Below are 26,041 nucleotides of genomic sequence, written 5' to 3'. Positions count from 1 at the left end.
ATGACGCCACTCGCACATGACCGCTACTGCGACGCGATCGAGCTGGTGATCCACCGCGCCGACGCGACGCCGGCGGCCGGGCTGCCGTACGAGGTGGCGCCCGATGTGGCACGGTCGCCTTCTCGTGGTTCCGGCGCCAGGTGACGCCCTCCTCGGTGAGCTCGATGACCCACTCGGCGTCTCGCCTTCTACCGCCGACTCCCGCTGGACGACGCGCGGTTGGAGGTGCTGGGGGAGCGGGAGCTGCTGGACTTCTGGCTGGAGCGGGCGACCTTCGGGTAGCAGGCGCACCACCCGGACAGGCGTGTGGCCCGCTCCCTTCGAGAGGGGCGGGCCACACGTTTCACTCAGACGTACGGTGTGCGGTTCAGCTCGACTTCGAGGCGCCGCGGCGACGCATGCCGAAGAACACCGCTCCGCCGCCGACCACCACGAGGGCACCGGCGATACCGGCGATCATCGGCGTGTTGGAGTTCGCACCGGTCTCGGCGAGGTTGGAGCTACCGGCCGCGGGCGACGGGGCGTTGTCGCCCGGCGTCGCGGGAGCGGCGCTGCTCTCCGACTCCGACGGGTTCGCGGAAGGCGTCTCCGAGGAGGCGGGCGAGGACGGGGTCTCCGACGGCTTCGGGGTCTCCGAGGCCGACGCCGACGGCGACGGCGACTCGGTGGTCGCGCATGCCGTGGACGGAGCGGTCACGTTCGTCGGGATGTCCTTGTCGACCTGGTTCCCGGCCTTGACGTGGACGCGGTACGTGGCGTTCGGCTTCCAGTCCTCGGCGAAGGTGATGGTGACACCTTCGCGCGAGCCCTTGACCTCCTGCTGGCCGACCTTCTGCACGTCGGCACCGTTGTTCTCGAGGAACACGGAGACGACCGCCGGAGTGCCGGAGGCGTCCACGTCCGTGACGGAGATGATGCCCTTGGCGCCGTCGCACTTGGCTTCGGCGGAGAACTCACTGATGTTGCAAGCAAGGGCGTTGCCGGCGGCACCGAGCGCGAGCGCGGCGGTGGCGGAGGCGACACCGAGGATTCGCACGGAACGTGCGGTACGGCGAGATATGGACACGATTGCCCTTCACAGAATGCGCAACTGCGGGGGGTTTAAGGGGGGTTCTGCTGTGTCAACAGGGCCCCCTCGGGCCTCACAGGTCTATAAGCGCCACCTAAGTGCTGTCAATGCATATGCCCTGCCGTGCCGTCGGTTTTGCCTTGTCATTAACCACCGAGGCGTTTGAGCGCCTCCGGTGCCTCCTCGATCCGGTCCACCAACGCGATCCGGGACTCCATGGACCGCTCGCGGGCAAGTGACTGGAGAAGGGGCCAAGTGGGAAGTTTTACGGTCCAATGCGCACGGTTCACCAGAACCATGGGGGTGGGCTCGCCGCGCGACTCGTAGTAGTTCGGGGTCGCGTTGTCGAAGATCTCCTGTACGGTCCCGGCGGCGCCCGGCAGGAAGACGACGCCCGCGTTCGAGCGGGCCAACAGCCCGTCCTCCCGGGTCGCGTTGGCGAAGTATTTGGCGATGTGGGCGGCGAAGGCGTTCGGCGGCTCGTGGCCGTAGAACCAGGTCGGGATGCCGACGGAGGGGCCGCCGTCCGGCCAGCGCTCGCGCACGGCGAAGGCGGCACCCGCCCAGTCGCTGATGGAGGGGGTGAACGACGGCGCCTCGGCGAGAAGCTGGAGTGCCTTGGTGAGCATCTCGTCGTCGAACGCGGCGGCGTACGCGCCGAGGTTCGCGGCCTCCATCGCGCCGGGGCCACCGCCGGTGGCGACCATGAGTCCGGCGCGCGCCAGTTCGCGCCCCAGGCGTGCGGCGCCCTCGTACGCCTCCGTGCCGCGTGCCATCGCGTGACCGCCCATCACTCCCACCACTCGGGTGCCGACGAGGAGTTCGTCGAGCGCGTCCGACACCGAGTCGTCGTGGATCGCGCGCAGCATCGACGCGAAGACGTCGCCGTCGGCCTTGGTCTGCTGGAACCAGGTGTACGCGAGGGCGTCCGGGGTCGCCTCGTAGCCGACGTCGAGCGACGCGAAGAGCTCGTCCGGGGAGTAGAGGAGCCCGCGGTAGGGGTCGAAGGGCAGCCCGGGTATGGGCGGGAAGACGAGCGCGCCCGTGCCTCGTACACGTGCCGCCGCCTCGGGGGCCATCGGACAGCCGAGGAAGACGGCGCCCGCGGTGTCCATGGTGAGCAGGGCGTCCGTACGGTCCGTCAGATCCACGGCCTGGACGCGGAACCGGGTGAGCGAGCCGTGCTCCGAGACGACCTTGTCGAACTCGGCGAGGGACTCGATCTCGCGGTCATGGGCGGCATGGAGGGGGGTTGGCTGCACGCGGCCATGCTAGGGCCTCCCTTGAGGGGGACACGCGCGTCGGTGTCCCCCCGGGGCTCAGCCCTGGACCGCCGCCGGGTCCATCCACATGACCTCCCAGGTGTGGCCGTCCGGGTCGTCGAAGGCGCGGCCGTACATGAAGCCTTGGTCCTGGGCCTCCCGGGTCCCCGAGCCACCCGCGGCGAGGGCCTTGTCACAGAGCTCGTCGACCTTCTCGCGGCTCTCGGCGCTCAGACACAACAGCACCTCGCTGGTCTTCGTCGGGTCCGCGATGTCCTTCTTCGTGAAGTCCGCGTAGCGCTGCTTGCTCAGCAGCATCGCGATGATCGTGTCGCTGATGACGACACAGGCGCAGTCGTCCGTCGTGAACTGCGGGTTGATCGTGTAGCCGAGCTCGGTGAAGAACTTCTTCGAGGTGTCGACGTCGTTCACGGCGAGGTTCACGAAGATCATCTGCTGGTACATGAGGGGCCTCTCCCGGTGCGGGTGAAGTGATGCGGTGCCGTTCGCAGAGGTAGACCGCTCCTCCGCGCGGAACTCATCGCTCGCCGGGAAAAGAGCGGGAAGAAGGCGGGAAGCACGGGAAGGAAGCGGGAAGGAAGCGCGTACGCGTCTCAGCGCGTCAGCGGCAGCGCCGCGAGTTCAGCGACCACCCAGGTCAGCGGGCCGAACGCGGCGAGCAGCGCGCCCGCGCGGAGCAGCGCGGCGCCCCGCAGCACCGTGGTCGGTGCTCCCAGGCGCAGCAGCGCGGCCGTGGTGTCGGCGCGCGCGTGCTTGGCCTCGACCGCCGCGGTCAGCAGGGTCGCGACGGTGCACCCGGCCACGAGCAGCGCCCCGAGCGTGCTGAGCGGACCGAACGAGGGGCGCGCCCCGGAGTACACGGTCGCCATGGCGTACGCGCCGGACGCGACCGCGCACACCACGCCGAGCGGGCGCCCGATGCGCCGGGCCTCCTCCTGGAGCACGCGCCCGGCCAGCAGCCGCAGCGCGCCGGGGCGTACGGCCTGGAGCAGCCGCCCGCACAGGTGCGTGATCGCGGGCGCGGCCAGCATCAGCCCGAGCGCGGTCAGGGACCAGCCGCCGAACACCCGGGCAGGGCCGCCCGTGAAGCGGCCGGGCAGCGCCAGGCCGGGTCCCGAACGGCTCGCGTACGCCTCCACGGCAAGGCCTGCCGCGAGGACGGCGATGCCCCAGGGCAGTCCCCCGGGGGTGGGTAGCGGAGGGGCGGGCTGCTGCGGATCCAGCGGGCGCCCCGGCTGGTCGGCGTACGGGCCGGACTTGGCGCGCGTACGGGACGGCTCACGGGAGGAGTCGCCGTCGGCGCCCGGCCGTCGGGGACGGGTCGGCCTGGGGCGGGTCGGCCGGGGACTCCGCGGTCGCAGTGCCACCGCGGTCGCCAGGGAGGCGGCCAGCGGGACCGGGAGCAGCAGGGTCAGGGCCGCGGGCAGGGGCAGCGGCTGGTCGGAGGCGAGGAAGGCCGCCGCGTCGCCGTCGAAGGACATGCCGGGGAGGTCGCCGCGCAGGTGCAGGAAGACGAGCAGCGCGAGGATCGAGCCGAGCGTGGTCGACAGGGCGGTGGTGACGGCCGAGATCGCCATCAGCCGGCCGGGGCCGAGTCCGACTGCCGAGAGCCCGGGGCGCGGCCGAGTTCCCGGGTCCGTACGGGCGACCGCGACCGCGAAGTGCACGGTGGCGGCGGCGGGCGCGAGGCACCACAGGAGTCGGAGCAGCGCGCCGGCCGAGGGGTCCGGGTGCGCCAGTGCGTACCCCAGCGTGCACAGCAGCAGGAAGCCGGTGCCCGCCGAGGCGGCGACGACAAGGAGTCTGCGCAGCTGGACGAGGGAGTGAGCCCCGAGGGCTAGACGGAGAGCGAGCACGCGGCCCGGCCTTCCGCCTCGACGACCGGGGGCAGATGGAGGGTGTTCACGCGCCGTCCGTCGAGCAGCGACACCGTGCGGTCGGCGAGGGCCGCGGTGTCCGCGTAGTGCGTGGCGAGGACGACCGTGATGCCGTGAGAGCGGGCCGCCGAGGTGAGGGTGCGCAGGACGTGGTCGCCGTCCGCGCGGTGCAGCGGGGCGGACGGTTCGTCGGCGAAGAGCACCTTGGGGGAGAGGGCGAGCGCCCGGGCGATGGCGACGCGCTGCCGCTCGGTCTGGAGCAGGGCGTGCGGGCGTTTGCGGGCGCAGTCACGGATGTCGAGGCGTTCCAGCCATTCGAGGGCGGCGGTCTTGGCGGCCCGACGGCCGCAGCCGCGCAGCATCAGGGGCAGCGCCGCGTTCTCCCAGGCGTTCAGTTCCGGTACGAGGACGGGCGTGGGGTCGATCCAGCCGAAGCGGTCGCGGCGCAGCCGTTCGCGGGTGACGGGGTCCATGGTGTGCACCGGCGTGCTGTTGAACCAGACCTCGCCCTGCTGGGGCAGCAGCTGCCCCGACAGACACTGGAGCAGGGTCGTCTTGCCGCTGCCGCGCGGGCCGCCAACGGCGAGGATCTCGCCGTCGCGGATGCCGAGCGAGACACCGCTGAGCGCGGGCGAGCCGTTGTGCTTGACGTGCAGGGCGCGTGCCCAGAGCACGTCGTTGTCCGGCGGGGCCACCATCGCGTACACCTCGTTCAGATCAGATTTGCGCTGCCAATCCCCCGGACGAGGGAACGAAGGCAGGGCCGATCGGTCACTGGGCACGCTAGGGAGTCGGGGCCGTCAGGGCGGACAGCACGCGGCCCCGGGGCGCCCTTTCTCACTCGAACGGGCGGCACCGGGGCCGTTGTTGATCATCCGGGAGGAAGATCAGAGCTTCGCCCACGCCTCCGTCAGCACCTGACGGACGATCCCCTCGATCTCGTCGAAGGTCGACTGGTCGGAGATCAGCGGCGGCGACAGCTGGATGACCGGGTCACCGCGGTCGTCGGCGCGGCAGTAGAGGCCGTACTCGAAGAGCTTCTTGGAGACGAAGCCGTAGAGCACGCGCTCCGACTCCTCGTCCGTGAAGGTCTCCTTGGTGGCCTTGTCCTTGACCAGTTCGATGCCGTAGAAGAAGCCGTTGCCGCGGACGTCGCCGACGATCGGCAGGTCGTGCAGCTTCTGCAGGGTCTGGAGGAAGTTGGCCTCGTTGTCGAGGACGTGCTGGTTGAGGCCCTCGCGCTCGAAGATGTCGAGGTTGGCGAGGCCGACCGCGGCGGAGACCGGGTGGCCGCCGAAGGTGTAGCCGTGCAGGAAGGTGTTGTCGCCCTTGTAGAACGGCTCGGCCAGGCGGTCGGAGATGATGCAGGCGCCGATCGGGGAGTAGCCCGAGGTCATGCCCTTGGCGCAGGTGATCATGTCCGGTACGTAGTCGAACTTGTCGCAGGCGAACATCGTGCCGAGGCGGCCGAAGGCGCAGATGACCTCGTCCGACACCAGCAGTACGTCGTACTGGTCACAGATCTCGCGCACGCGCTGGAAGTAGCCGGGCGGCGGGGGGAAGCAGCCGCCGGCGTTCTGCACCGGCTCCAGGAAGACGGCCGCGACCGTCTCCGGGCCCTCGAAGAGGATCTGCTGCTCGATCTGGTCGGCGGCCCAGCGGCCGAAGGCCTCCGGGTCGTCGCCGAAGAGCGGGGCGCGGTAGATGTTGGTGTTCGGGACCTTGTGGGCGCCCGGGACCAGCGGCTCGAAGGGGGCCTTGAGGGCCGGCAGGCCGGTGATGGACAGGGCGCCCTGCGGGGTGCCGTGGTAGGCGACCGCGCGCGAGATGACCTTGTACTTGGTCGGCTTGCCCTGCAGCTTGAAGTACTGCTTGGCGAGCTTCCACGCGGTCTCGACGGCCTCGCCGCCGCCCGTGGTGAAGAAGACCTTGTTCAGGTCGCCCGGAGCGTAGTTCGCGAGGCGCTCGGCGAGCTCGATGGCCTTGGGGTGGGCGTAGGACCACACCGGGAAGAAGGCCAGCTCCTGCGCCTGCTTGAACGCCGTCTCCGCGAGTTCGGTGCGGCCGTGGCCCGCCTGGACCACGAACAGGCCCGCGAGACCGTCGAGGTAGCGCTTGCCCTTGTCGTCGTAGATGTAGGTGCCCTCACCACGGACGATGGTGGGAACGGGCGCGTTCTCGTACGAGGACATGCGGGTGAAGTGCATCCACAAGTGGTCGTACGCGGTCTTGCTGAGGTCCTTGGTGCTCACGGCTATCGGGTTCCCCACATGTAGGTCTGCTTCTTGAGCTTCAGATAGACGAAGCTCTCGGTGGAGCGCACCCCGGGCAGGGCCCGGATGCGTTTGTTGATGACGTCCAGCAGGTGGTCGTCGTCCTCGCAGACGATCTCGGCGAGGATGTCGAACGAGCCCGCGGTCATCACCACGTACTCGACTTCCGACATGGCGGTCAGCGCGTCGGCCACCGGGTCGAGGTCGCCCTCGACATTGACGCCGACCATCGCCTGCCTGCGGAAGCCCACGGTGAGCGGGTCCGTGACGGCGACGATCTGCATCACGCCCTGGTCGAGCAGCTTCTGGACGCGCTGGCGCACGGCCGCCTCGGACAGGCCCACGGCCTTGCCGATCGCTGCGTACGGGCGGCGTCCGTCCTGCTGGAGCTGCTCGATGATGGCGAGGGAGACGGAGTCCAGCTGGGGACTGCCGTTCCTGGACTCGCGGGTGGAGTCCCTGGGGTCTGCGCTTCGACTGGCCACGAGCTCACTGTGCATGACGTCTCGACGGTTGCGCAAGGCTGTGGCGATGAAATTCGTTGTTTACGAGGCCGTAGCTTGCGGATTTCGCAGTCAAGGGGTGACCAGGGGTGTTGAAAACGTGGGGCCACGGATTAGGGTGGGTGTCTCAGCGATTGGACACCTGAACTTGGAGGGCCGGCAGTGAGCACCGAGCTGCGTCGTCTGCGCAATTACATCGACGGTGAGTTCCGGGATGCCGCCGACGGGCGGACCACCGAGGTCGTCAACCCCGCGACCGGCGAGGCGTACGCGAGCGCGCCGTTGTCCGGTCAGGCCGACGTGGACGCCGCCATGGCGGCCGCCGCCGCGGCCTTCCCGGCCTGGCGCGACCAGACGCCCGCCGAGCGCCAGAAGGCCCTCCTGAAGATCGCGGACGCGTTCGAGGAGCGGGCCGAGGAACTGATCGCGGCCGAGGTCGAGAACACCGGCAAGCCGATCGGGCTGACCCGGTCCGAGGAAATCCCGCCCATGGTCGACCAGATCCGCTTCTTCGCGGGTGCGGCGCGGATGCTCGAGGGCCGCTCGGCCGGCGAGTACATGGAGGGGATGACCTCCATCATCCGTCGCGAGCCGATCGGCGTCTGCGCGCAGGTCGCGCCGTGGAACTACCCGATGATGATGGCGGTGTGGAAGTTCGCCCCGGCGCTCGCGGCGGGCAACACGGTGGTCCTCAAGCCCTCGGACACCACCCCCGCCTCCACCGTCCTGATCGCCGACATCATCGGTGGCATCCTGCCCAAGGGTGTCTTCAACGTCATCTGCGGCGACCGCGAGACCGGCCGCGCGATGGTCGAGCACCCGACCCCCGCGATGGCCTCCATCACGGGCTCCGTACGCGCGGGCATGTCCGTCGCCGAGTCGGCGTCCAAGGACCTCAAGCGGGTCCACCTGGAGCTGGGCGGCAAGGCCCCGGTCGTGGTCTTCGAGGACACCGACATCGCCAAGGCCGTCGAGGACATCTCGGTCGCGGGCTTCTTCAACGCGGGCCAGGACTGTACGGCCGCCACCCGCGTCCTCGTCCAGGAGTCCATCCACGACGAGTTCGTCGCCGCGCTCGCCAAGGCCGCCGCCGAGACGAAGACCGGCCAGCCGGATGACGAGGACGTGCTCTACGGCCCGCTGAACAACCCGAACCAGCTCAAGCAGGTCGCCGGCTTCATCGAGCGGCTGCCCGCGCACGCCAAGGTCGAGGCGGGCGGCCAACAGGTCGGCGACAAGGGCTACTTCTACGCCGCGACCGTCGTCTCGGGCCTCAAGCAGGACGACGAGATCATCCAGAACGAGGTCTTCGGGCCGGTCATCACCGTCCAGTCCTTCACGGACGAGGCCCAGGCCATCGAGTGGGCCAACGGCGTCGACTACGCCCTCGCCTCCTCGGTCTGGACGAAGGACCACAGCCGCGCGATGCGCCTGTCCAAGTCCCTCGACTTCGGCTGCGTGTGGATCAACACCCACATTCCGCTGGTCGCCGAGATGCCGCACGGCGGCTTCAAGAAGTCCGGCTACGGCAAGGACCTGTCGGCGTACGGCTTCGACGACTACACGCGGATCAAGCACGTGATGACGTCGCTGGACGCGTAGTCCGTACAGAAACCGTGAACACTTAAGCGCTTAAGTGTTCACGGTTTTCCGAGGAGGGTGTCCCCGGCGGCGGATTCGCCGCCGGCGTCCGGGCGTAACCGCCCGGTAACGAGCCGGTCGACAGGGTGTCGGGTCGGCGCGCGAGTGCTCGACGCAGCGTCCATTGTTCGCGCCGAGTCGCAGAAGGCATGCTGCCGGAGTGCCAGAGATTCGGAAGACCTCGCCGATGTCCCGCCGGTCCCTGCTGCGCGCCCTGGGCGGGGGTGCGGCACTAGGGGCCCTCACGGGCTGCGGGGTGCCCGCCGCGTATGTGTCACCCGGTGACCGCGCCGGAGCCGACCTCTCGGCCCGCGACAAGCGGCTGACCTGGGCGAACTGGCCGCTCTACATAGACACCGACGACACGGACCACACAACGGCCCTCCTCGGCTCAGGCGAAATGCCGGATGCGGGCGGCCGTTGAGGTCGCGTAGGGCAGCCAGTCGTTCACCGATCCAGTGGTGACGAACTCGGTGACGGCGGTCGCGAAGGTGTGTCCCAGGGCGCGTTGGGCATCTGTGGGCCTGCCCAGCATCGGGCTGTCCGGGTAGGCGTCGAAGGTGTTGAAGAGGAAGGGCAGTTCGCCGCAGTGGGTGGCGCCCAGGGCGTGTGCGTCCTCGGCCGGCTGGTAGTCGAACTGGTAGGCGTAGGTGGCGTTGCCGCCGGCCGCGTGGTGGTCGGCGATCTGCAGCGCGCCGTCGCGGAACAGCTCATCGGTCTGGACCGCGGTGAAGATCTGCGCCGGCGTCGCCTGCGGAAGCCGGGCGGCATGCCGCCGGAAGACCTCGTGGGCGTCCTGTTCGCCGATCTGGCCGGCGAGGATGTCCAGCGCGCCGGTGGCGGTGAGGTTCTGGATGCGCGGGTCGAAGGCGAAGAAGGCCGTCGCTTCGTCCCGGGTGGTGCCGATCAGTAGAGCCTTGCCCTCCAGGGCGCCGTCCGCGAGAGCTCGCTGCCAGGTGCGGGGCACGCCGGGGCCGCCGAGCACCGGATACATCGGCGGGGCCGCGTTGCCCGGACGCGCAAGCTGACCCGCGAGCCGGCCGTACGCGGACAGCAACTGCTCGACCGGCAGTGCACGCAGCGTCTTCGCGGTGTCCGCGCCGCTCTGGACGCCGAGCAGCCGCAGGTATGCCTCGGCGTTCTCGGCCGCGTTCTGCGGGTCCTGCGGGGGCAGGCCGAAGGGGCCGCTTTCCAGCAGTACCCGGGTGACGAGTCCCGTGGTCTGCGGGTCGAGCGCCAGCGACAGGGCGGAGTACGCTCCGGCCGACTGTCCGCCGACCGTCACGGTGCGCGGGTCGCCGCCGAAGGAGGCGATGTTGTCCCGCACCCAACGCAGCACGGCGGCCTGGTCCTGGGGGCCGGAGTTCGCGGCGCCGATCTCCGGCAGGTACAAGTAGCCCAGCGGTCCCACCCGGTAGTTGGCGGTCACCACCACGATGTCGCCCAGTGCGGCGAGGCGGCCACCGTCGTACCAGTCCCAGCCGCCGGAGCCGCTGGTGAAGCCGCCCCCGTGCCACCAGACCAGGACCGGGCGGGGCGCCCTGTCCTCCAGTGCCCGCCGCGGGGTGAAGACGTTCACGGTCAGGCTGCCGTCCTCGTTCCAGTCCGGCACGCGCTGTCCCATCACCTGCTCCAGCCGGGAGGCTGCCTGCGGTACTGCCGGTCCGGCCGTCACCGCCTCCCGCACTCCCAGCCAGCCCGGGTGCGGCTGCGGCGGCGCGAAACGCAGCTCACCGACGGGCGAGGCGGCATACGGGATTCCCCGGAAGGAGATCGCCTCACCCTCTGTGACGCCCCTGACCTTGCCCCGGTCCGTGTCCACGACCTGGCTCTCGGTACCTGTCATCGTGCTCACCTCTCCCACCTCGGCTGCTCTGTGACCGTTTCTATGCGGCCAGAGCAATCTGAGCCAGAAGAAGCACCTGGATGCGCGAAAGAAGGACATAGAATGCTGCTGCATGGAGAAAGTGCGCCACAGTCTGGATGAAACAGACAGCCGGATCGCCGCCGCGATACTGGCTGCCCCGCGCGCCTCGTGGCGTACGGTCGGCCGCGTCCTGGGCATCTCGGAGCGCACCGTGGTGCGCCGTGCGTCGCCGCTGTTCCACGACGGAACGCTGCGTGCCACAGCCGTGCGCAACCCCACGCACTTCCCCGATCTGATTCCGCTGGCCCTGCGCATCCGGTGCCGCCCCAACCGGATCACCGCCATCGCCGCCACCCTGGCCCGCCACCCCGACACCATCTGGGTGGACGTCCTCGGCGGCGGGGACGAAATCTGCACCATCCTGTTCCTGGACGGCCCGGACGCACGCAACGCGCTGCTACTGCGCGACCTCCCCGCCACCCCCGCGGTCCAGTCGTGGACCTCTCATGTCCTCCTGCGGGTCTTTCCCGCCGCCTTCGACTGGAGCGGCGGCCTGCTGTCAAAGGCCGAGCTGACCAGCCTGCGGCCGAACGCGCCTGCGACACCCGGCCGTACCGGCCTCCTGCCCCTCGACCACCAGCTGATCGCCGCGCTGACCGAGGACGGAAGGGCCTCCTACACCGACCTCGCGCGCCGCGCCGACACCACCGCCCTCACCGCCCGCCGCCGCCTGGAGGCGCTGGTGGGCGGCCAGGTCATCCGACTCGCGACCGAGGTCGATCTCGCCCGGCTGGGCATCCGCACCGAGGCGCTGTTGTGGATCACCGTCGCGCCGGGCGGCCTGGAGGAGACGGGCCGACAACTCAGCCGTCACCCACAGGTCCGTTTCGCGTCCGCCACCACCGGCCCGGCCAACCTCCTCGTGGCCGTCGCGGCAGCCGACCTCAACGCGCTCTACCACTTCCTGAGCGACACCATCGGCGCCCTCGAACACGTCTCCACCATCGAGGTCACCCCCATCCTGACCGGGGTCAAGAGGACCGGGCTGGTCCGCCCCGGCAGCCTCTGAGCGTCGAGCGTTTGGCGCATGATCTGCATCGCAGCCCAGCACCGTGGCGCATTTCATGCATTCATCACCACCGAACGTACGTGAATCAGCTGACGGCTCGTACAACGGTCTCGTCAGCGGACGCGGCGGACCAACGGTCAGCCGAGTACGGTCCCGGCCACTCGCGGCGTCCCTGACACGCTCCGAAACACTTCGAGATGGCATGGAGATGACGATGACTGACCACGGAGCCGATCTGCTGATCCGGGCCGATGCCGTGCACACCCTGGTGCCCGGCCAGGCTCCGCAGCGGGCGCTGGCCGTACGGGGCGACCGCATCGCGGCCCTCTCACCCGACCCGAACGGCCTCGACCACCTGGTGAGCGCGCACACCAGGGTCCACGACCTGCCCGGCGCCACCGTGCTGCCCGCCTTCGACGACACCCACACCCACATGATCTTCGCCGCGCTCGGCGCCCAGGACGTCCCCGTGCACCGGGCCCGCACCATCCCGGAGTTCCTCGACCTGATCCGGGAGCGGGCCGCGGTCACCCCGGAGGGCGAGTGGATCCGCACAACACCACCACCAACTGGCAGGAACTGAACCTGGCCGAGCGCCGCCTGCCCACCGCGGCCGAACTCGACACCGCCACCGACCGGCACCCGGTCCTGGTCAAGCGCGGCGGCCACAACGACGTCGTCAACAGCTACGCGCTGCGTCTCGCGGGCATCACCAAGGACACCCCCGTACCGCCCGGCGGCACCATCGGCATCGGCGCCGACGGCAGGCTGGACGGGCGGCTGGTCGACAACGCCCTGCACCTGGTCGAGCGTCTGGTCCCGGCCCCGGACCGGGCCCAGCGCGTCGAGGGACTGCGGATCGCCTCCCGCGACTACGCCGCCACCGGCATCGGCACCGTGCGCGACTGCGCGGTCACCCCCGAGGACTACCGGGTGCTCCGGGCCGCCCGCGAGGCCGGAGCGCTGCACACCCGGGTGCGCGCGCTGATCTCGGCGCTCGGCATGACCAGCGCGGCCCAGGTGGAGGACCTGCTCGACGTCATGGAAGAGTGGCGCGACACCTCCGACCCGCAGTTGTCGGTGTGGGGCGTGAAGTTCGGCCTCGACGGCGGCCTGGAGGCCGGTGCCACCGAGGAGCCGTACGCCTGTGACCACTCCTTCTCCGGGATGCTGATCTGGGAGCCGGACGCGCTGGTCGAGGCGGTCGAGGCGGTGGTCCGGCGCGGCTGGCGGGTCGGCACGCACGCCTACGGCGACCGGGCCGTCCGTACCCTCCTCGACGTCTACGAACGCGTCCTGGAGCGCAACCCCGGCCTGCCTGCCGGTTCGCTGGTCATGGAGCACGGCGGCCTCGCCGGCCCCGAGCAGCGCGCCCGCGCCGTCGCCCTCGGCATCCCGGTCACCATCCAGCAGCCGCTGCTGCACGACACCGCCGAGGTCGAGGAGGTCTTCTGGGGCCCGGAGCGGGTCGCCCGCCTCTTCCCGGCCCGCGGCTGGGTCGACCTGGGCGCCCAGGTCAGCGCGGGCTCCGACTTCCCGGTCGGCCAGTTCGGCGCCATGCGTTCCGTGTGGGGCATGACCACCCGGCAGACCGTCATCGGCGTCAAGGGCCCCGAGCACGCCATCACCTACGACGAAGCCGTCGCCCTGCACACCGTCAACGCCGCCCGCCTGTGCGGCGAGGAGCACCTGCGCGGCACCCTCACCCCCGGCCGCTTCGCCGACCTCACCGTCTGGGACCAGGACCCCGCCCACTGCCCCGGCGACGCGCTGCGCGACCTCAACGCGACGCACACCTTCGTCGGCGGCCTCCTGATCACACCCGCAGACGCGCGGTAGGCCGGGCCGGGACGGCGGCCGTGCATGCCTTCGTATGCGGCACGGCGGCCGTCCAGGACATGTGCGAGACCGCTAGGGCCTGTCTGACAATTCCCGCCTGCCTGGCGACGCCATGCACGCTCCCCCACTGCCTCAAGGGCGTGGGAGGTGCCCCCACTCGCCGCACCGGCCCCAGACCCGAGTACATCCAGTACGCGGGACTGGGGCCGGCACGCCGAGAGCACGCACCTGACGCCGCCAGGCCGCCCTTCGGGCGACGACGGGAATTGTCAGACAGGCCCTAGGAGTCGGCCAGCAGGCCCCGCGCGAACTCGTGTGCCGGCTCCTCCAAGGTGCGCCGGAGCTCGAAGAAGAGGTCCGCTGCCGTTGTGCCGGACCAGGTGGCCGGGAGGAGGGCGGCGGGCAGGCCCGGATCGAGGTAGGGGAAGCGTCGCCAGGCTGTCAGGACGTGGACGTAGTCGACGAACGCGTCCCGGGACGCCGTGTTCTTCTCGGTCTCGGCCGCACGCGTGGCCATAGGCGTGAACCTGGCGACGAACTCGTCGTAGAGGCCCTGGAGTGCTGCCAGGTCCCACCAGCGGCTGACCTGGTCGGCGGGGTCCCCGAAGGCCACGTAGTCGCCGCGGAAGAGGTTGACGTACTGGTCCAGGCCGTGGCGGAGCAGGTGGTCGCGGGTGTCGTCGAGGGCGTGGGCGGGAGCGATCCAGACTCCCGACGCGACGGTGCCGAAGCCCAGCCAGGTGAGTCGTGACCGGAGCTGGTGGCGGTGCTGCCGCTCGCTCTCCGGTACCGAGAAGGCGGCGATGACCCAGCCGTCGGCGGGGGCGGCGTGGCGCTCGAAGATACGCCGGTCACCGGTCTCGAGGACAGAGCGGGCGTACGGCGAGAGCGCGTAGCCCGCCCGGCCGTCGCGCCGCTCCGACAGCAGGATCTCGCGGCGCTTGAGACGGGAGATCGACGAGCGGACCGCCTGGGCGTCGACGCCGAGTTCGGAGAGCAGCCGTATCAGGGTGCCCACCCCGATCCAGCCACCGACCTCGCGCGCGTAGAGGCCGTAGACCGTCACGATCAGGGATCGCGGCGGTGCCGCCTGGGTCGGGTCGTCGTCGACGAGGTCGCTCATGGTCACGAAAGCGGAATTTTACCGGAGTCGGTCGACCACCTCCGGGTACACCCCTTCGGCCAGCGCCGTGCGCCAGGCGGCCGGCCAGGGCGCGCTGCCGCCCGCTTCCTTGCCGGGGACGTGCACGGTGACGTAGCTGCCCCGGGCGGCACGTCGGCGTGGCCGGCCGGCGGAGGCCTCCCGCCACACCTCGAAGGCGAAGGTCATCGAGGACCGGCCGAGGCGGATGAGCTCGACCCGGGTCTCCACCTCCTCGCCGAACAGGAGGGGTGCCTCGAACTCCGCCTCGTAGCGCACCCTGGGCGCCACCGGGAAGTAGCCGGGGACACCGCGCTCCCGCATCAGCGCGGCCTCCGCCGCCTCGGCGAACCGCACGACGGTGGTGTTGTGGTAGATCCCGGCGGCGTCGGTGTCCACCCATTCCACGCGGGCACGGTGGACACCGAACGGGCGGCCCGGGCGGCTCATCCCGTCGTCCGGCCGGGCGTCCACCGCAGGTGGACGGCGTCCCGGGGGGCCTCGCGCAGCAGCGCGAGGCGCGGGCGGACCGCGTCGGTGCGTGAGGTGGGAGGCTTGCGGCGGCCGGCCGCGAACTGCGTCGGCCACTGGGCGCCCGGGCCGCGGTACTCCTGCTCGGCGGCCGCCTGCAGGGTCCACTGCGGGTTGTAGAGGTGGGTGCGGCCGAGCGCGCACAGGTCGGCGCGGCCGGCGAGCAGGATCGAGTTGACGTCGTCGTACGACGAGATCGCGCCCACGGCGATCACGGCCGTCCCCGCCGGGGCGGCGACCTCGTGGCGGATGCGGTCGGCGAACGGGGTCTGGTAGGACCGGCCGAACGCGGGCTTCTCGTCCTTGGTGACCTGGCCGGAGGAGACGTCGACGGCCGCCGCTCCGTGGGCGACGAAGGCCCGGGCGATCTCGACCGCGTCGTGTTCGGTGTTTCCGTCGGGGGTCCAGTCGGTCGCCGAGATGCGTACGGTCACCGGGCGGTCGGCGGGGAAGGCGGCCCGGACGGCGTCGAAGACCTCCAGAGGGAAGCGCAGGCGGTTGGCCAACTCGCCGCCGTACTCGTCCGTCCGGTGGTTCGCGACGGGGGTGAGGAAGGAGGAGAGCAGGTAGCCGTGGGCGGCGTGTACTTCGAGGAGGTCGAAGCCCGCGTCGCCGGCCCGCCTGGCGGCGGCCGCGAAGTCGGCGAGGACCGCGTCCATGTCCGCACGGGTCATCTCGCGCGGTACGTGGCTGCCCGCGCCGTAGGGGAGTGCGGAGGGGCCGAGCACCTCCCAGTTGCCCTCGTCGAGCGGCTGGTCGATGCCCTCCCACATCAGCCTGGTCGAGCCCTTGCGGCCCGCATGGCCGAGCTGGAGCCCGATCTTCGCTGTGCTGCGCTCGTGGACGAAGGCGGTGACCTCGGCCCACGCCTCGCGCTGCTCGTCGTTCCACAGGCCCGAGCAGCCCGGGGTGATCCGTGCCTCGGGTGAGACGCAGACCATCTCAGTCATGACCAGGCCGGCGCCGCCGAGCGCCTTGGAGCCCAGGTGGACCAGGTGGAAGTCGTCCGGTACGCCGTCCACGGCCGAGTACATGTCCATCGGGGAGAGCACGATCCGGTTCTTCAGTTCCAGGCCGCCGATCGAGAACGGCTGGAACATCGCCGGGGCCGCCTCCGGCAGCCCCTGTGCCTGCGCGAAGCCGCGCTCGATCAGCTCGGCGAAGCCGGGGTCGCGGTCCTTGAGGTTGTCGAAGGTGATCCTGCGGGAGCGGGTGAGCAGGTTGAAGCAGAACTGCGCGGGGTCCTGGCCGACGTACATGCCGATGTTCTCGAACCACTCCAGCGAGGCCTGGGCGGCGCGTTGCGTGGACTCCACCACCGGACGGCGCTCGGTCTCGTACGCCGTCAACGCCTCGGTGACGGTGGGGTGTTCGTGCAGACAGGCGGCCAGGGACAGGGCGTCCTCCATCGCCAGCTTGGTGCCGGAGCCGATCGAGAAGTGGGCGGTGTGGGCGGCGTCGCCGAGCAGGACGACGTTGTGGTGGTGCCAGCGCCGGTTGCGGACGGTGGTGAAGTTGAGCCACTTCGAGTTGTTGGTCAGGAGTGTGTGACCGGCCAGTTCCCCGGCGAAGATCTCACGGATCTGTGCGACGGCCCGCTCGTCGGAGACCCCGGGCGGGAACACCGTGCCCTCGGTCGCGTCGAAGCCGGCGCGACGCCACACGTCCTCCTGCATCTCGACGATGAAGGTCGATCCGGCGTCGGAGTACGGGTAGCCGTGGATCTGCATGGTCCCGAACTCCGTCTGCTTGACGAAGAACTGGAAGGCTTCGAAGACCCGGTCGGTGCCCAGCCACATGTACTTGTTCGTCCGCCGGTCCAAGGAGGGGCCGAAGGCGTCGGCGTACTTGGTCCGCACGGCCGAGTTGAGCCCGTCCGCCGCGACCACGAGGTCGTGGGACTCGCGCAGTTCGTCCGGGTCCGGCGCGGTGGTCAGGTAGTGCACGGTGACGTCCAGCGCGGAGGCTCGCTCCTGGAGGATGTGCAGCAGGTCCTTGCGGGACATCGCCGCGAAGCCCTGGCCCCCGACCGTGAACGGGTGCCCGTTGAACTCGATGTCGATGTCGGTCCACCGGGCGAATCGGTTCTCCATCGCGTCGTGGACGACGGTGTCGGCGTTCTCGATGCCCCCGAGGGTCTCGTCGGAGAAGACCACCCCGAAGCCGAAGGTGTCATCGGGGGCGTTGCGTTCCCAGACGGTGATCTCGTGGGAGGGGTCCAGCTGCTTCATCAGAGCGGCGAAGTAGAGCCCGCCCGGGCCGCCCCCCACGATTGCGATCCTCATGCCTGGTTCTCCTTCTCGATCAACTGGCGCAGCAGGTAGTGCTGGAGCTTCCCGCTGGTGTTACGGGGCAGGGCGTCGCTGAAGCGCACCGCGCGCGGGTACTTGTACGGCGCGAGCCGGGCCTTGACGTAGTTCTGGATGTCCTTGGCCTTGGCGTCGTCGCCGGCCACCCCCTCGCGCAGCACGACGAACGCGCACACGACCGAGCCGCGTTCGGGGTCGGGCTTGGCGACCACCGCGCACTCGATCACGTCCGGGTGGGTGTCGATCGCGGCCTCGACCTCGGGGCCTCCGATGTTGTAGCCGGAGGAGACGATCATGTTGTCCGTACGGGTGCGGTAGCGGAAGTAGCCGTCCTCGTCGCGGATGTAGGTGTCGCCCGTGACGTTCCAGCCGTTGACGACGTAGGTCTCCTGGCGCCGGTCGTCGAGGTAGCGGCAGCCGACCGGGCCGATCACCGCCAGCCGTCCCTCGACACCGGGGCCGACCTCCTCGCCGTCGGGGCCGAGGACGGTGGCGCGGTAGCCAGGGACTGGTCTTCCGGTCGCTCCGGGGCGGATGTCGTCACCGGCGGCGGAGATGAAGATGTGGATCATCTCGGTGGCCCCGATGCCGTCGACGACCCTGATCCCGGTCTCGGCGTGCAGCTGCTGCCACACGTCGTCCGGCATGTGCTCCCCGGCGCTGACCGCGGTGCGCAGACCGCGCAGCCGGTCCGCCTTGCCGGACTTGAGGATCTGTTTGTACGCCGTCGGCGCGGTCGCGAGGACGGTGACCCCCGTCTTGGCGACGAGGTCGGCGAGCGGCTCCGGTGCGACGGCCTCGGTCAGCAGTGCGCACGCGCCGGCGCGCAGGGCGCAGACCACCAGGATGCCGAGGCCGAAGGTGAACGCGAGCGGCGCGGTGCACGACACGAGATCGTCGGGCCGCAGCCGGAGTGTGTGCCGGCCGAAGGTGTTGTCGATGGAGAGGAGGTCGCGGTGGAAGTGGGTGGTGATCTTCGGTATGCCGGTGCTGCCCGACGTGGGCCCGAAGAGGGCCACGTCGTCAGCGGCCGTGTCCACCGCGGTGAACTCCGCGGGCTTCGCCGCCGTCCGGCGGGTCAGGTCGTCGGGTGCGTCGCCGCCGTACGGCACGATCGTGAGGTCCGGCAGGACGGTGTCGCGTACGGCCTCGACGTCCCGTGTGTACCGGTGGTCGACCAGTGCGACGGCGGGGCGGGTCTTCTCCGCGATGGGGGTGAGCTCGCGCACCCGCAGGGCCGCCATGGTCGTCACGACGATGCCGCCGGCCTTGAGGACGCCGAGCCAGGCCGCGACGGTCCACGGGTTGTTCGGGGAGCGCAGCAGCACCCGGTTGCCGGGTATCAGGCCGAGGTCCTCGGTGAGCACGTGGGCGACCTGGTTGGCGCGGCGCAGCAGTTCGCCGTAGGTCCACACCTCGCCCTCCGGCGTGCGCAGGGCGGGACGGTCGGGGCCGAAGGCGGTGGCGGGTACGTCGATGATCTCGGTGGCGGCGTTGTGGCGTTCGGGGTACTGGAGTTCGGCTGTGGTGAATTCGAGGACCGGCCACAGGTGGTGCGGGGGGAGGTGGTCGCGGGCGAACGTGTCCGGGTAGGCGGAGGGCGCGAGGGCCATCGAGGGTTCCTTTCTGCGGGGTCCGTGCCGGGTGTGGGTGCGGGCCGTGCAGAGCGCAGGAGTTCAGGAAGTGGTGCGGATCAGGCCTTCCTGGACGACGGTGGCCAGGTGGACTCCGGCGGCGGTGAAGAACCGGCCGGTGGCGAGGCCGCGGCCGGACTCGGCGGCGATGGCCTCCTGGGCGTAGAGGAGCCAGCCGTCCACCGGGCCCGGGCGGTGGAACCACATCGCGTGGTCGAGGCTGGCGGTGACGAGTCCCGGCAGGGTCCATGGCAGGCCGAGCACGCGCAGGACGGGTTCGAGGATCGTGAAGTCGCAGACGTAGGCGAGCGCGGCGAGGTCGCGCTGAGCGTCGGTCAGCCCGTCGACGGGCTTGAGCTGGTCGAACGGCCGTACCCACACCGCTTGGTGGGGGGTCCGCTCGCCCTCGACGGTGAGGTAGAGGGGGCCGGGGACGTGCCGCATGTCGAAGCTGCGGCCGCCGCCCCAGTACTCCCGTACCGCGTCGGTCATCGTGTGCGGTGGCTGGGTGGTCGGCCGGGACGCGGTGTCGCGGAGATACGACCCCGCGGTGGGCAGCGACTCGGGATCCGGTACGTCCGCGGGCGGCTGCGTGGCGTACTCCCGCGAACCCGGCTCGCCCGCCGCGAAGTTGGCGAGGCAGACGTAGACGGGTTTGCCGTTCTGGAAGCCACGGACCTGCCGGGTGGCGTAGCCGCGGCCGTCGCGCAGCAGCTCCACCTCGTAGCGCACCTCGGCGCCGATGTCGACCGGCCGCAGGAAGTAGGAGTGCATGGAGTGCAGCGTCTTGCCCTCGACCGACCGGATGGCGGCGGCCGCGGCCTGGGCGACCATGTCGCCGCCGTACGCCTTCGGCCAGGGGCAGGGCTGGGTGGTCGCGGTGAAGGCGCGGTCGAAGTGTTCGGGCTCGGCGGGCTTCAGCGTGACCGCCGCCGCGAAGGCCGCGGACGTCGGCTCCGTCCTCGTCATCGGTTCAGCCAGTCGCGCAGCTCGGCGTCCGCGACGTCGGGCAGGTTGACGACGATGTTCTCCGGTGTCCGGGTGGTCATCCACGTCAGTGGCCTGGACCGTGAGAGGTTGCACTCGATGTGCGGCATGAACGGCGGTACGAAGACCCAGTCGCCCTCCGCCATGTCGACGTAGTCCTCGAACTTCTCGCCGAAGTAGATGCGCGCCCGGCCCGACAGGACGTAGCCGCCGGTCTCGGCCTCGCCGTGGTGGTGGGTCACCGAGCGGTAGCCGGGCTCGTTGCTCACCTTTCCGAACCACAGTCTGGTGGCCGGGGTGTGCTGGACAGAGACACCGGAGACACGGGTCGCGCCGGCGGACTGGCCGGTGGCGCCGGCCTCCAGGCCGCCGCGCGTCACGAACGGCACGACCAGGCCGGACTCGTCGGCGTACATCGAGTTGTCGCCCTCCAGGGCGTACTTGGAGAAATCGGGTTCCATGATCAGCTCCTGGAATCGGTCAGGCGAAGGCGGTTGCGCAGGGTGCCGATGCCGGGGATCTCGGTCTCGACGAGGTCGCCGTCGGCGAGGAAGACCGGCGGGGTCATGCCCATTCCGACGCCGCCGGGGGTTCCGGTCAGCACCACGTCGCCGGGGCGCAGGGTGGTGAAGGTGGAGACGTAGGCGAGCAGGTCGGCCGCGTCGAACACGAGAGTGCGGGTGTTGCCGCGCTGGCGTTCGGTGCCGTCCACCCGGCAGATCACCTCGACGCCCGCGGCCGGGTCGAGTTCGTCGGGGGTGACGACCACCGGGCCGAGCGGGGTGGTGCGGTCCCATGCCTTGCCCTGGAACCACTGCAGGGTGCGCTTCTGCCAGTCCCGCACGCTGATGTCGTTGGCGACGGTGTAGCCGGCGATCGCCGCCCGGGCCGAATTCCGGTCCGCGCCGGTGAGTTCGGCGCCGACGACGACCGCGAGCTCCGCCTCCCAGTCCACGTCCAGGCCCTTCGGGAGGACCAGGTCGTCCTCGGGTCCGGTCAGCGAGTCGGCGTACTTGGCGAAGAGCGTGGGGTGGGCCGGCAGCTCCCGACCCATCTCGGTGATGTGGTCGGCGTAGTTGAGGCCGCAGCACACCACCTTCCGGGGGGACGGAAGCGGCAGCACGGGGACGGCGCCGGGCAGGGCCACGCCGACGAGGTCCGCGGCGCGGTCGAGCGCCGTGGCGGCCAGCAGGTCGGAGAGGTTGTCGGCCGGCAACGAGCGCCAGTGGTCACCGTCGAGGACGGCGGCCGTCGTACGGCCGTTGTGAGCCACCGTGGCGAGTTTCATCGGAGTTCTCCCTGGGCCTCGGCAGCGGTATAGCGAGATTTTCACGATCGTCGAAAACAGTCAATAGATGGGTTACGCTGCCCGCACTCACCCCGTCCCAGGAGGTACGCGCAATGACTCCGATCCCGGTGAACCCGCCCTCGCTCCCCGCACCGAGCGGCTACTCGCATGGCACGCTGAGCGGCAACACGCTCTATCTGGGCGGCCAGACCGCGCTCGACGAGCGGATGCGCATCGTCCCCGGCGGCATCGTCGAGCAGTTCCGGCAGGCGTTCGGCAACCTGCTCACCACGCTGCGCGCCGCCGGCGGGATCCCCGAGGACCTGGTGAGCATCACTCTCTTCCTCACCGACATCCCCGACTATCAGGCGCACGGCAAGGAGATCGGGAAGGCCTGGAAGGAGCTCGCGGGGGGCCCGGTCTTCCCGGCGATGGCCGGCATCGGCACGACCGCCCTCTGGCAGCCGGAGGCGATGATCGAGATTCTCGGCGTCGCCGTGATCCCGGACGAGCGGCTCATTCGCCCGCAGAGCTGAGACGACGGCGTCAGGGGTCGGCCCACCGTGTACCGGGGCCGGCCCCGACGCGTGAGGGCCGACTGCCCGGCATTTTGACAAGCGGTACATCCCGGGGCGGCTGGGCATACGCGGATGCCGGCCCTGCTCCCGGGGGGAAGGGTGATGTCCTCCGTGCCGTTCAGGCGGGGGGAGAAGGCGCACGGCGCCCTGGGCCGCCTACGTCACGGGCCGCACCGTCGAGGCGGGCGGCGGTTTCTGATCCCCGCCTGCCGGCCTTACATCGGCTCGCGGGCTCCCCGGAGTGCGCTGTCGCCGTCCATGAATGCCGGATTCAGCGACGTCAACAGTTTCACCAGCAGTGAGTGCACCTGCTCCTGCTCCTGTGGCGCCAGTGCCTCCAGGGCTTCGGCGTGTGTGGAGTCCACCGCGCTCCTGGCCTCCGCCGCGAGCCGCCGGCCGGGCTCGGTGGCGTGCAGCCGATGGGTGCGCCGGTCGCCGGGGGTGGTCCGGCGTTCCAGAAGTCCCCGCTCGACCAGCCCGTTCACCGCGGTTCCCATGGACTGAGGGGTGATCGCGGTCCTGCGGGCCGCGGTCGCACTGGAGACACCCGGATCGAGGATGGCCTGCGTCAGGGCGTTGTTCTGGGCGAGGGTCAATTGGAACGGGCGCAGTGTGCGCTCGATCCGGGTCGCCATGATCTGGCCGATCTGCCAGGCCACATGGCCTGTGCGCTGGTCGGAATGGTTCACGTGGCGGATCCCTTTGTAAGTCAACTGATTATGATGTACAACAGACTATCAGTTGGCTTCTATTCTAGGAATCTGTTCGCGATGGCCCTTCGCTCCTCTTCCGCAAAGTCTCACAAGCATGCGCTGGATGTGGCCCATCCGCTCCCCCGCCCTGGAACCGCACGCGCCGTCCTGGGCCCCGTAGCGGTCGTCCTGCTGATAGGCACCGTGTTCGTCAGCGTCTATCTCGCCGCCTTCCACGCGCCACGCCCGCATGAGCTGCGCGTGGGCACGACGGAGGTCGGCACACATCAGGCGCAGCTGCGCGAGGGCCTCGCGCGCGCCGTACCGGGCGGCTTCACGCTCGAGACGTACCCCGATGAATCCGCCGCCCGACGGGCCGTCCAGGACAGGTCCATCTACGCGGCCTATCTCGGCAAGGGGAACCTGCTCTACGCCAGCGCCAACGGAGCCGGCGTCACCGCGACCGTGACCACCGCTTTCGGCGGCGTGGCCCGTGCGGAACACCAGCACCTCTCCGTCGAGGACGTCGCCCCGTCGGCGGCCGAGGACACCCGGGGACTCTCCGCCTTCTACGCGGCCTTCGGCCTGGTGCTGGCCGGATACCTCTTCGGCATGACGACCTACCAGCTCGCACCCCGGCTCACGTTCCGCTGGCGTATGGGCAGCCTGGCCCTGTTCGGAGTGATCGGCGGCATCATGGTCGCGCTCATCGGCGGGAGCGTGGGGTTCGGTGCGCTGCCCGGCGCCTCCCTGCCCCTGGCCCTCGTCGTCGCGCTGATGGGCGCCGCGGTCGGCGGCACGACGATGGTGCTCCTGCGACTCTTCGGTTCCGCGGGCGTCAGTCTTGCCTCGATACTCCTGTTGATCCTCGGCAATGCCAGCAGCGGCGGGGTCCTGCCGGCGGCGTACCTCCCGTCCTGGCTGCACCCGCTGTCCGAGGTTCTGCCCGTCGGGGTGGGCGTCCGCGCGATGCAGGGGCTGTCCGGGTTCCAGAACGACGGTCTGACCCGCGCCCTGGTGATCCTCCCGCTGTGGGTGCTCGGCGCCGCCGCCGTGCTCTACCTGAAGGACGTGTTCCGACGCGAGGGCCCGGGTGCCGAGCAGAACACGGCCGAGCCTCAGTACGCGGCAGCCCTTCCGGTCGAGGAGGCCGGGACCCGCGCCGAGCCGACGTGGCAGGCCGGGGCCCGCACCGAGCCGACGTGGCAGGCCGGGACCGGCGTCGAGCCGACGTGGCAGGCCGGGCCTGGCGGTCTGTCGGGTCTCGGCGGCGGCGGTTTCGATGAAGGGGCGCAGCAGCGCGCGACGTGGTTCGGGTGAGCGCACTCCGGCCCGGGCGTATCGACCCGCAGGGTTGTGCGGGCGGCTGATCGGTGGCCGGCCCGCGAGTGCGATGCGCCGGAGCGTGCCGCGCCCGGCCTCACCGCTGACGTCTGCGCGAAGCCGCCGCAGCAGCTCGGCGGCCTTTTCCGCTGTTCAGGCTCGCCCCCGGGGCGCGTGCCCTTCGTCTTCGTCTTTGCTGGGGAGCCGCCCACACATCGTGTGCGGTTCCTCATTGTGTGCGGTCGACGTCATCGTGTGCGGTCGACGTCCGTGGCCGCCGGATTCAGTGCTGCCAGGAGTTTCAGGAGCACTGTGTGGATCTGTCCCTGTTCCGCCGGTGTCAGCGCGTCCAGGGCTTCGGCGTGGGTGGCGTGCACGGCGGTGTCGGCCTGTGCCGCGAGCCGCAGGCCGACCTCGGTGGCGTACAGGCGTTGGGTGCGTCTGTCGCCGGGGGTGGTGCGGCGTTCCAGCAGTCCGCGTGCGACGAGTCCGTTGACGGCGGTGCCCATGGACTGGGGGGTGATGGCCGTTCGGCGTGCGGCGGTGGCGCAGATGACGCCCGGGGTGAGGGCGGCCTGTGTCAGGGCGCTGTGCTGGGCGAGGGTGAGGTGGAAGGGGCGCAGGGTGCGCTCGACCCGGGTCGCCAGGATCTGGCCGATCTCCCACGCGATGTTCCCGGCGGGGCGGTCGAGATGGTTCAGGTTCACGTCGCGGGCCCTCTTTATAAGCCAACTGATTGTGGTGAACGGGAGATTATCAGTTGGCTTCCATTGTGTGTGGACCACCTCCTGTCGCCCGGCTTTGCCCGCTCTTTACAACCCGCTCTCCCGCTGCCTCGTCTCTCCGCACGATCCGTAACTCAGCCCGCTGGTTCACCGGACGGGCGGACCGACGAAAGAGAGCGATTCATGCGCCGAACTGTCCTCAGCACCATGGCACTCGCGTGCACCGCCGTGCTGGCGAGCACGGTGCCCGCGTTCGCCTCCGGGGCGAGCCCGGTACCGACGACGGTCCACCCGACCGCCACCACCGCCCCGTCCCAGGCGCCGACCGCCACCGCCGCCCCGAGCGCCGCCCCGAGCGCGGTGCCGACCAGCCGTCCGGGCTCCGGCACCCCGTCCCCGGTTCCGAGCGCCGGCCTGCCGACCCGGGCGCCGTCCCCGGGCCAGGTCTCCGTCGTACCGAAGGGAGCCCCCGACACCGGTGTGGCGCCGACGGCGTCGAAGTCCGGAGGCCAGGGCGGGCTGATCGGCGGGAGTGCCGCCGCGGTGTTCGCCGTGGGCGGCGCGGCGGTCTTCGTCGTACGTCGCCGGCGGGCGACCGGGGAATGACCTCGCTCTCCAGGCGCGCCTTCGTCACCGCGGCGATGGCCTCGCTGCTCGTGAGCTGCGGCGGCCACGGGACCGACTCGGCCGCACCCGGACACCCCAGCGGCACGTCGGTGCCTTCGCGGACCTCCGCGAAGGCCGCGCACGCCCTCGGGCGTTCGGTCCCGGTCGGGTTGCGGATCCCGGCCATCGGGGTCGACACCCCGGTCATGCGGCTGGGGCTGGCCGCGGACGGCAGCGTGCAGGTGCCCCCGATCACGGCGCACGACCGGGCCGGCTGGTACCGGCACTCGCCGACACCGGGCCAGACCGGCCCGTCGGTGATCCTCGGCCATGTCACGGTCGGCTCCTACGGGGACGGGGTGTTCCGCAACCTCGCACGGCTGCACCGGGGCGACCGGATCGTGGCGCGCCTGGAGAACGGCAGGACGGCGGAGTTCACGGTCGACGCCGTACGGACGGTCGCCAAGGCGGACTTCCCGGCGGACGAGGTCTACGGGGACGTGGACCGGCCGGAGCTGCGGCTCATCACATGCGGCGGCGCCCGTACCGGTGACGGATACCCCGACAACGTGATCGTCTTCGCCACGCTGAGCTCCGCGAGCCCCTGACCCACCACGGCGCCACAGTCACCACGGCCACTCGCCACAGTCACCCACCACCGCCCCCGGATCGCGGGGGATTCCGGGCCGCTGGAACGTACGCCGGCGGCCCGGACTCCTCACCCACGAGTGCGGTACGAGACTCACGAGTGGCATCCATCCGGGCACCCGAGTGGTGTCCGAGCACCCCCACGACCATGGAGAGCG

26 protein-coding genes and 1 pseudogene are annotated in these 26,041 nt (G+C 70.7%); 10 read left to right on the top strand and 17 right to left on the bottom strand.

Going from position 1 to position 26,041, the window contains the following annotated elements:
- The gene (locus tag OG819_RS03950) at positions 1–144 is read left to right on the top strand and encodes a hypothetical protein (protein ID WP_266629086.1); all 144 of its coding nucleotides are present in this window, start codon (positions 1–3) and stop codon (positions 142–144) included.
- A 223-nt stretch (positions 145–367) separates the two neighbouring features.
- Here the strand turns inward: OG819_RS03950 and OG819_RS03945 are convergent, their stop codons facing one another.
- From OG819_RS03945 to OG819_RS03915, 7 genes are all read right to left on the bottom strand, one after another.
- On the bottom strand, positions 368–1,066 hold the full coding sequence (locus tag OG819_RS03945; protein ID WP_266629088.1) for an LAETG motif-containing sortase-dependent surface protein: 699 nt from the start codon (positions 1,064–1,066) through the stop codon (positions 368–370).
- 149 nt (positions 1,067–1,215) lie between these two features.
- A complete protein-coding gene (locus OG819_RS03940; protein WP_266629090.1) occupies positions 1,216–2,331 on the bottom strand; it encodes an LOG family protein in 1,116 nt (371 codons plus the stop codon).
- A gap of 57 nt (positions 2,332–2,388) precedes the next feature.
- A complete protein-coding gene (locus tag OG819_RS03935) occupies positions 2,389–2,796 on the bottom strand; it encodes a VOC family protein (protein ID WP_266586199.1) in 408 nt (135 codons plus the stop codon).
- 149 nt (positions 2,797–2,945) lie between these two features.
- Positions 2,946–4,208 (bottom strand): hypothetical protein, encoded by a 1,263-nt coding sequence (locus OG819_RS03930; protein WP_266648041.1) that lies wholly within the window; start codon positions 4,206–4,208, stop codon positions 2,946–2,948.
- A complete protein-coding gene (locus OG819_RS03925) occupies positions 4,190–4,927 on the bottom strand; it encodes an ABC transporter ATP-binding protein (protein ID WP_266586201.1) in 738 nt (245 codons plus the stop codon). Before OG819_RS03925 ends, OG819_RS03930 begins: the two co-directional genes overlap by 19 nt.
- Positions 4,928–5,116: 189 nt before the next feature.
- Positions 5,117–6,499, bottom strand: coding sequence for an aspartate aminotransferase family protein (locus tag OG819_RS03920; protein ID WP_266629096.1), 1,383 nt, complete (start codon positions 6,497–6,499; stop codon positions 5,117–5,119).
- Positions 6,484–7,002 carry an Lrp/AsnC family transcriptional regulator gene (locus OG819_RS03915; RefSeq protein WP_054235338.1) on the bottom strand — a complete coding sequence of 173 codons (519 nt, stop codon included), beginning with the start codon at positions 7,000–7,002 and terminating at the stop codon, positions 6,484–6,486. The genes OG819_RS03920 and OG819_RS03915 overlap by 16 nt, the downstream gene beginning before the upstream one ends.
- A 165-nt stretch (positions 7,003–7,167) precedes the next feature.
- Between OG819_RS03915 and OG819_RS03910 the strand changes: the two genes are divergently transcribed.
- Together OG819_RS03910 and OG819_RS03905 are read left to right on the top strand one after the other, a co-directional pair.
- The gene (locus OG819_RS03910; protein WP_266430827.1) at positions 7,168–8,607 is read left to right on the top strand and encodes a gamma-aminobutyraldehyde dehydrogenase; all 1,440 of its coding nucleotides are present in this window, start codon (positions 7,168–7,170) and stop codon (positions 8,605–8,607) included.
- Between the two features lie 226 nt (positions 8,608–8,833).
- A pseudogene (locus tag OG819_RS03905) lies at positions 8,834–9,019 on the top strand (spermidine/putrescine ABC transporter substrate-binding protein); the annotation flags it as partial.
- Positions 9,020–9,037: 18 nt separating this feature from the next.
- Here OG819_RS03905 and OG819_RS03900 read toward each other — a convergent pair.
- Entirely contained in the window at positions 9,038–10,492 is a 1,455-nt protein-coding gene (locus OG819_RS03900) for a carboxylesterase family protein (protein WP_266648040.1), read from the bottom strand.
- A 112-nt stretch (positions 10,493–10,604) separates the two neighbouring features.
- Between OG819_RS03900 and OG819_RS03895 the strand changes: the two genes are divergently transcribed.
- From OG819_RS03895 to OG819_RS03885, 3 genes are all read left to right on the top strand, one after another.
- Positions 10,605–11,582, top strand: a complete 978-nt coding sequence (locus OG819_RS03895) for an Lrp/AsnC family transcriptional regulator (RefSeq protein ID WP_266629101.1) — start codon at positions 10,605–10,607, stop codon at positions 11,580–11,582.
- Between the two features lie 214 nt (positions 11,583–11,796).
- Complete coding sequence (locus tag OG819_RS03890) at positions 11,797–12,165, top strand: amidohydrolase family protein (RefSeq protein WP_266648039.1); 369 nt, start codon at positions 11,797–11,799, stop codon at positions 12,163–12,165.
- Positions 12,126–13,421, top strand: coding sequence for an amidohydrolase (locus tag OG819_RS03885; RefSeq protein WP_266648038.1), 1,296 nt, complete (start codon positions 12,126–12,128; stop codon positions 13,419–13,421). The genes OG819_RS03890 and OG819_RS03885 overlap by 40 nt, the downstream gene beginning before the upstream one ends.
- A gap of 280 nt (positions 13,422–13,701) precedes the next feature.
- Here the strand turns inward: OG819_RS03885 and OG819_RS03880 are convergent, their stop codons facing one another.
- From OG819_RS03880 to OG819_RS03850, 7 genes are all read right to left on the bottom strand, one after another.
- Positions 13,702–14,544: a PaaX family transcriptional regulator C-terminal domain-containing protein gene (locus OG819_RS03880; RefSeq protein WP_266652559.1), complete on the bottom strand. Its 843-nt coding sequence runs from the start codon at positions 14,542–14,544 to the stop codon at positions 13,702–13,704.
- Between the two features lie 18 nt (positions 14,545–14,562).
- Positions 14,563–14,970, bottom strand: coding sequence for a thioesterase family protein (locus OG819_RS03875; protein ID WP_266629105.1), 408 nt, complete (start codon positions 14,968–14,970; stop codon positions 14,563–14,565).
- Positions 14,971–15,008: 38 nt separating this feature from the next.
- Positions 15,009–17,378, bottom strand: coding sequence for a bifunctional salicylyl-CoA 5-hydroxylase/oxidoreductase (locus OG819_RS03870; RefSeq protein WP_266648037.1), 2,370 nt, complete (start codon positions 17,376–17,378; stop codon positions 15,009–15,011).
- Positions 17,375–19,015 carry an AMP-binding protein gene (locus OG819_RS03865; RefSeq protein ID WP_266629109.1) on the bottom strand — a complete coding sequence of 547 codons (1,641 nt, stop codon included), beginning with the start codon at positions 19,013–19,015 and terminating at the stop codon, positions 17,375–17,377. The genes OG819_RS03870 and OG819_RS03865 overlap by 4 nt, the downstream gene beginning before the upstream one ends.
- A 63-nt stretch (positions 19,016–19,078) precedes the next feature.
- Positions 19,079–20,005: an acyl-CoA thioesterase domain-containing protein gene (locus OG819_RS03860; RefSeq protein ID WP_266648035.1), complete on the bottom strand. Its 927-nt coding sequence runs from the start codon at positions 20,003–20,005 to the stop codon at positions 19,079–19,081.
- The gene (locus OG819_RS03855) at positions 20,002–20,484 is read right to left on the bottom strand and encodes a cupin domain-containing protein (protein WP_266629113.1); all 483 of its coding nucleotides are present in this window, start codon (positions 20,482–20,484) and stop codon (positions 20,002–20,004) included. Before OG819_RS03855 ends, OG819_RS03860 begins: the two co-directional genes overlap by 4 nt.
- Before the next feature lie 2 nt (positions 20,485–20,486).
- Positions 20,487–21,311, bottom strand: coding sequence for a fumarylacetoacetate hydrolase family protein (locus tag OG819_RS03850; RefSeq protein WP_266648033.1), 825 nt, complete (start codon positions 21,309–21,311; stop codon positions 20,487–20,489).
- A gap of 113 nt (positions 21,312–21,424) precedes the next feature.
- Here OG819_RS03850 and OG819_RS03845 point away from each other — a divergent pair, with 113 nt between their 5' ends.
- Positions 21,425–21,847 carry a RidA family protein gene (locus OG819_RS03845; protein ID WP_266430807.1) on the top strand — a complete coding sequence of 141 codons (423 nt, stop codon included), beginning with the start codon at positions 21,425–21,427 and terminating at the stop codon, positions 21,845–21,847.
- Positions 21,848–22,104: 257 nt separating this feature from the next.
- Here OG819_RS03845 and OG819_RS03840 read toward each other — a convergent pair whose 3' ends face one another.
- Complete coding sequence (locus OG819_RS03840; protein ID WP_266648031.1) at positions 22,105–22,578, bottom strand: MarR family winged helix-turn-helix transcriptional regulator; 474 nt, start codon at positions 22,576–22,578, stop codon at positions 22,105–22,107.
- A gap of 129 nt (positions 22,579–22,707) precedes the next feature.
- Here OG819_RS03840 and OG819_RS03835 point away from each other — a divergent pair, with 129 nt between their 5' ends.
- Positions 22,708–23,901 (top strand): ABC transporter permease, encoded by a 1,194-nt coding sequence (locus OG819_RS03835; RefSeq protein ID WP_266648029.1) that lies wholly within the window; start codon positions 22,708–22,710, stop codon positions 23,899–23,901.
- Between the two features lie 251 nt (positions 23,902–24,152).
- Here OG819_RS03835 and OG819_RS03830 read toward each other — a convergent pair whose 3' ends face one another.
- Complete coding sequence (locus OG819_RS03830; protein ID WP_266648027.1) at positions 24,153–24,611, bottom strand: MarR family transcriptional regulator; 459 nt, start codon at positions 24,609–24,611, stop codon at positions 24,153–24,155.
- Positions 24,612–24,812: 201 nt separating this feature from the next.
- Between OG819_RS03830 and OG819_RS03825 the strand changes: the two genes are divergently transcribed.
- Positions 24,813–25,235, top strand: coding sequence for a Tat pathway signal sequence domain protein (locus OG819_RS03825; protein ID WP_266629135.1), 423 nt, complete (start codon positions 24,813–24,815; stop codon positions 25,233–25,235).
- Positions 25,232–25,843, top strand: a complete 612-nt coding sequence (locus OG819_RS03820; protein ID WP_266648025.1) for a class F sortase — start codon at positions 25,232–25,234, stop codon at positions 25,841–25,843. The genes OG819_RS03825 and OG819_RS03820 overlap by 4 nt, the downstream gene beginning before the upstream one ends.
- Positions 25,844–26,041 lie beyond the last annotated feature (198 nt).

The sequence above is a fragment of the Streptomyces sp. NBC_01549 genome (assembly GCF_026339955.1).
Lineage (GTDB): Bacteria > Actinomycetota > Actinomycetes > Streptomycetales > Streptomycetaceae > Streptomyces.
The sequence above is the reverse complement of the archived record's forward strand: the minus strand, read 5'-3'. Positions and strand labels throughout refer to the sequence as shown.

Excerpts from the sequence above, each read along its gene's own strand:
- OG819_RS03950 (WP_266629086.1), top strand. The coding sequence starts at position 1 with ATGACGCCACTCGCACATGACCGCTACTGCGACGCGATCGAGCTGGTG.
- OG819_RS03935 (WP_266586199.1), bottom strand. The coding sequence starts at position 2,796 with ATGTACCAGCAGATGATCTTCGTGAACCTCGCCGTGAACGACGTCGAC.
- OG819_RS03925 (WP_266586201.1), bottom strand. The coding sequence starts at position 4,927 with ATGGTGGCCCCGCCGGACAACGACGTGCTCTGGGCACGCGCCCTGCAC.
- OG819_RS03915 (WP_054235338.1), bottom strand. The coding sequence starts at position 7,002 with ATGCACAGTGAGCTCGTGGCCAGTCGAAGCGCAGACCCCAGGGACTCC.
- OG819_RS03900 (WP_266648040.1), bottom strand. The coding sequence starts at position 10,492 with ATGACAGGTACCGAGAGCCAGGTCGTGGACACGGACCGGGGCAAGGTC.
- OG819_RS03895 (WP_266629101.1), top strand. The coding sequence starts at position 10,605 with ATGGAGAAAGTGCGCCACAGTCTGGATGAAACAGACAGCCGGATCGCC.
- OG819_RS03890 (WP_266648039.1), top strand. The coding sequence starts at position 11,797 with ATGACTGACCACGGAGCCGATCTGCTGATCCGGGCCGATGCCGTGCAC.
- OG819_RS03880 (WP_266652559.1), bottom strand. The coding sequence starts at position 14,544 with ATGAGCGACCTCGTCGACGACGACCCGACCCAGGCGGCACCGCCGCGA.
- OG819_RS03870 (WP_266648037.1), bottom strand. The coding sequence starts at position 17,378 with ATGAGGATCGCAATCGTGGGGGGCGGCCCGGGCGGGCTCTACTTCGCC.
- OG819_RS03865 (WP_266629109.1), bottom strand. The coding sequence starts at position 19,015 with ATGGCCCTCGCGCCCTCCGCCTACCCGGACACGTTCGCCCGCGACCAC.
- OG819_RS03860 (WP_266648035.1), bottom strand. The coding sequence starts at position 20,005 with ATGACGAGGACGGAGCCGACGTCCGCGGCCTTCGCGGCGGCGGTCACG.
- OG819_RS03855 (WP_266629113.1), bottom strand. The coding sequence starts at position 20,484 with ATGGAACCCGATTTCTCCAAGTACGCCCTGGAGGGCGACAACTCGATG.
- OG819_RS03850 (WP_266648033.1), bottom strand. The coding sequence starts at position 21,311 with ATGAAACTCGCCACGGTGGCTCACAACGGCCGTACGACGGCCGCCGTC.
- OG819_RS03845 (WP_266430807.1), top strand. The coding sequence starts at position 21,425 with ATGACTCCGATCCCGGTGAACCCGCCCTCGCTCCCCGCACCGAGCGGC.
- OG819_RS03825 (WP_266629135.1), top strand. The coding sequence starts at position 24,813 with ATGCGCCGAACTGTCCTCAGCACCATGGCACTCGCGTGCACCGCCGTG.
- OG819_RS03820 (WP_266648025.1), top strand. The coding sequence starts at position 25,232 with ATGACCTCGCTCTCCAGGCGCGCCTTCGTCACCGCGGCGATGGCCTCG.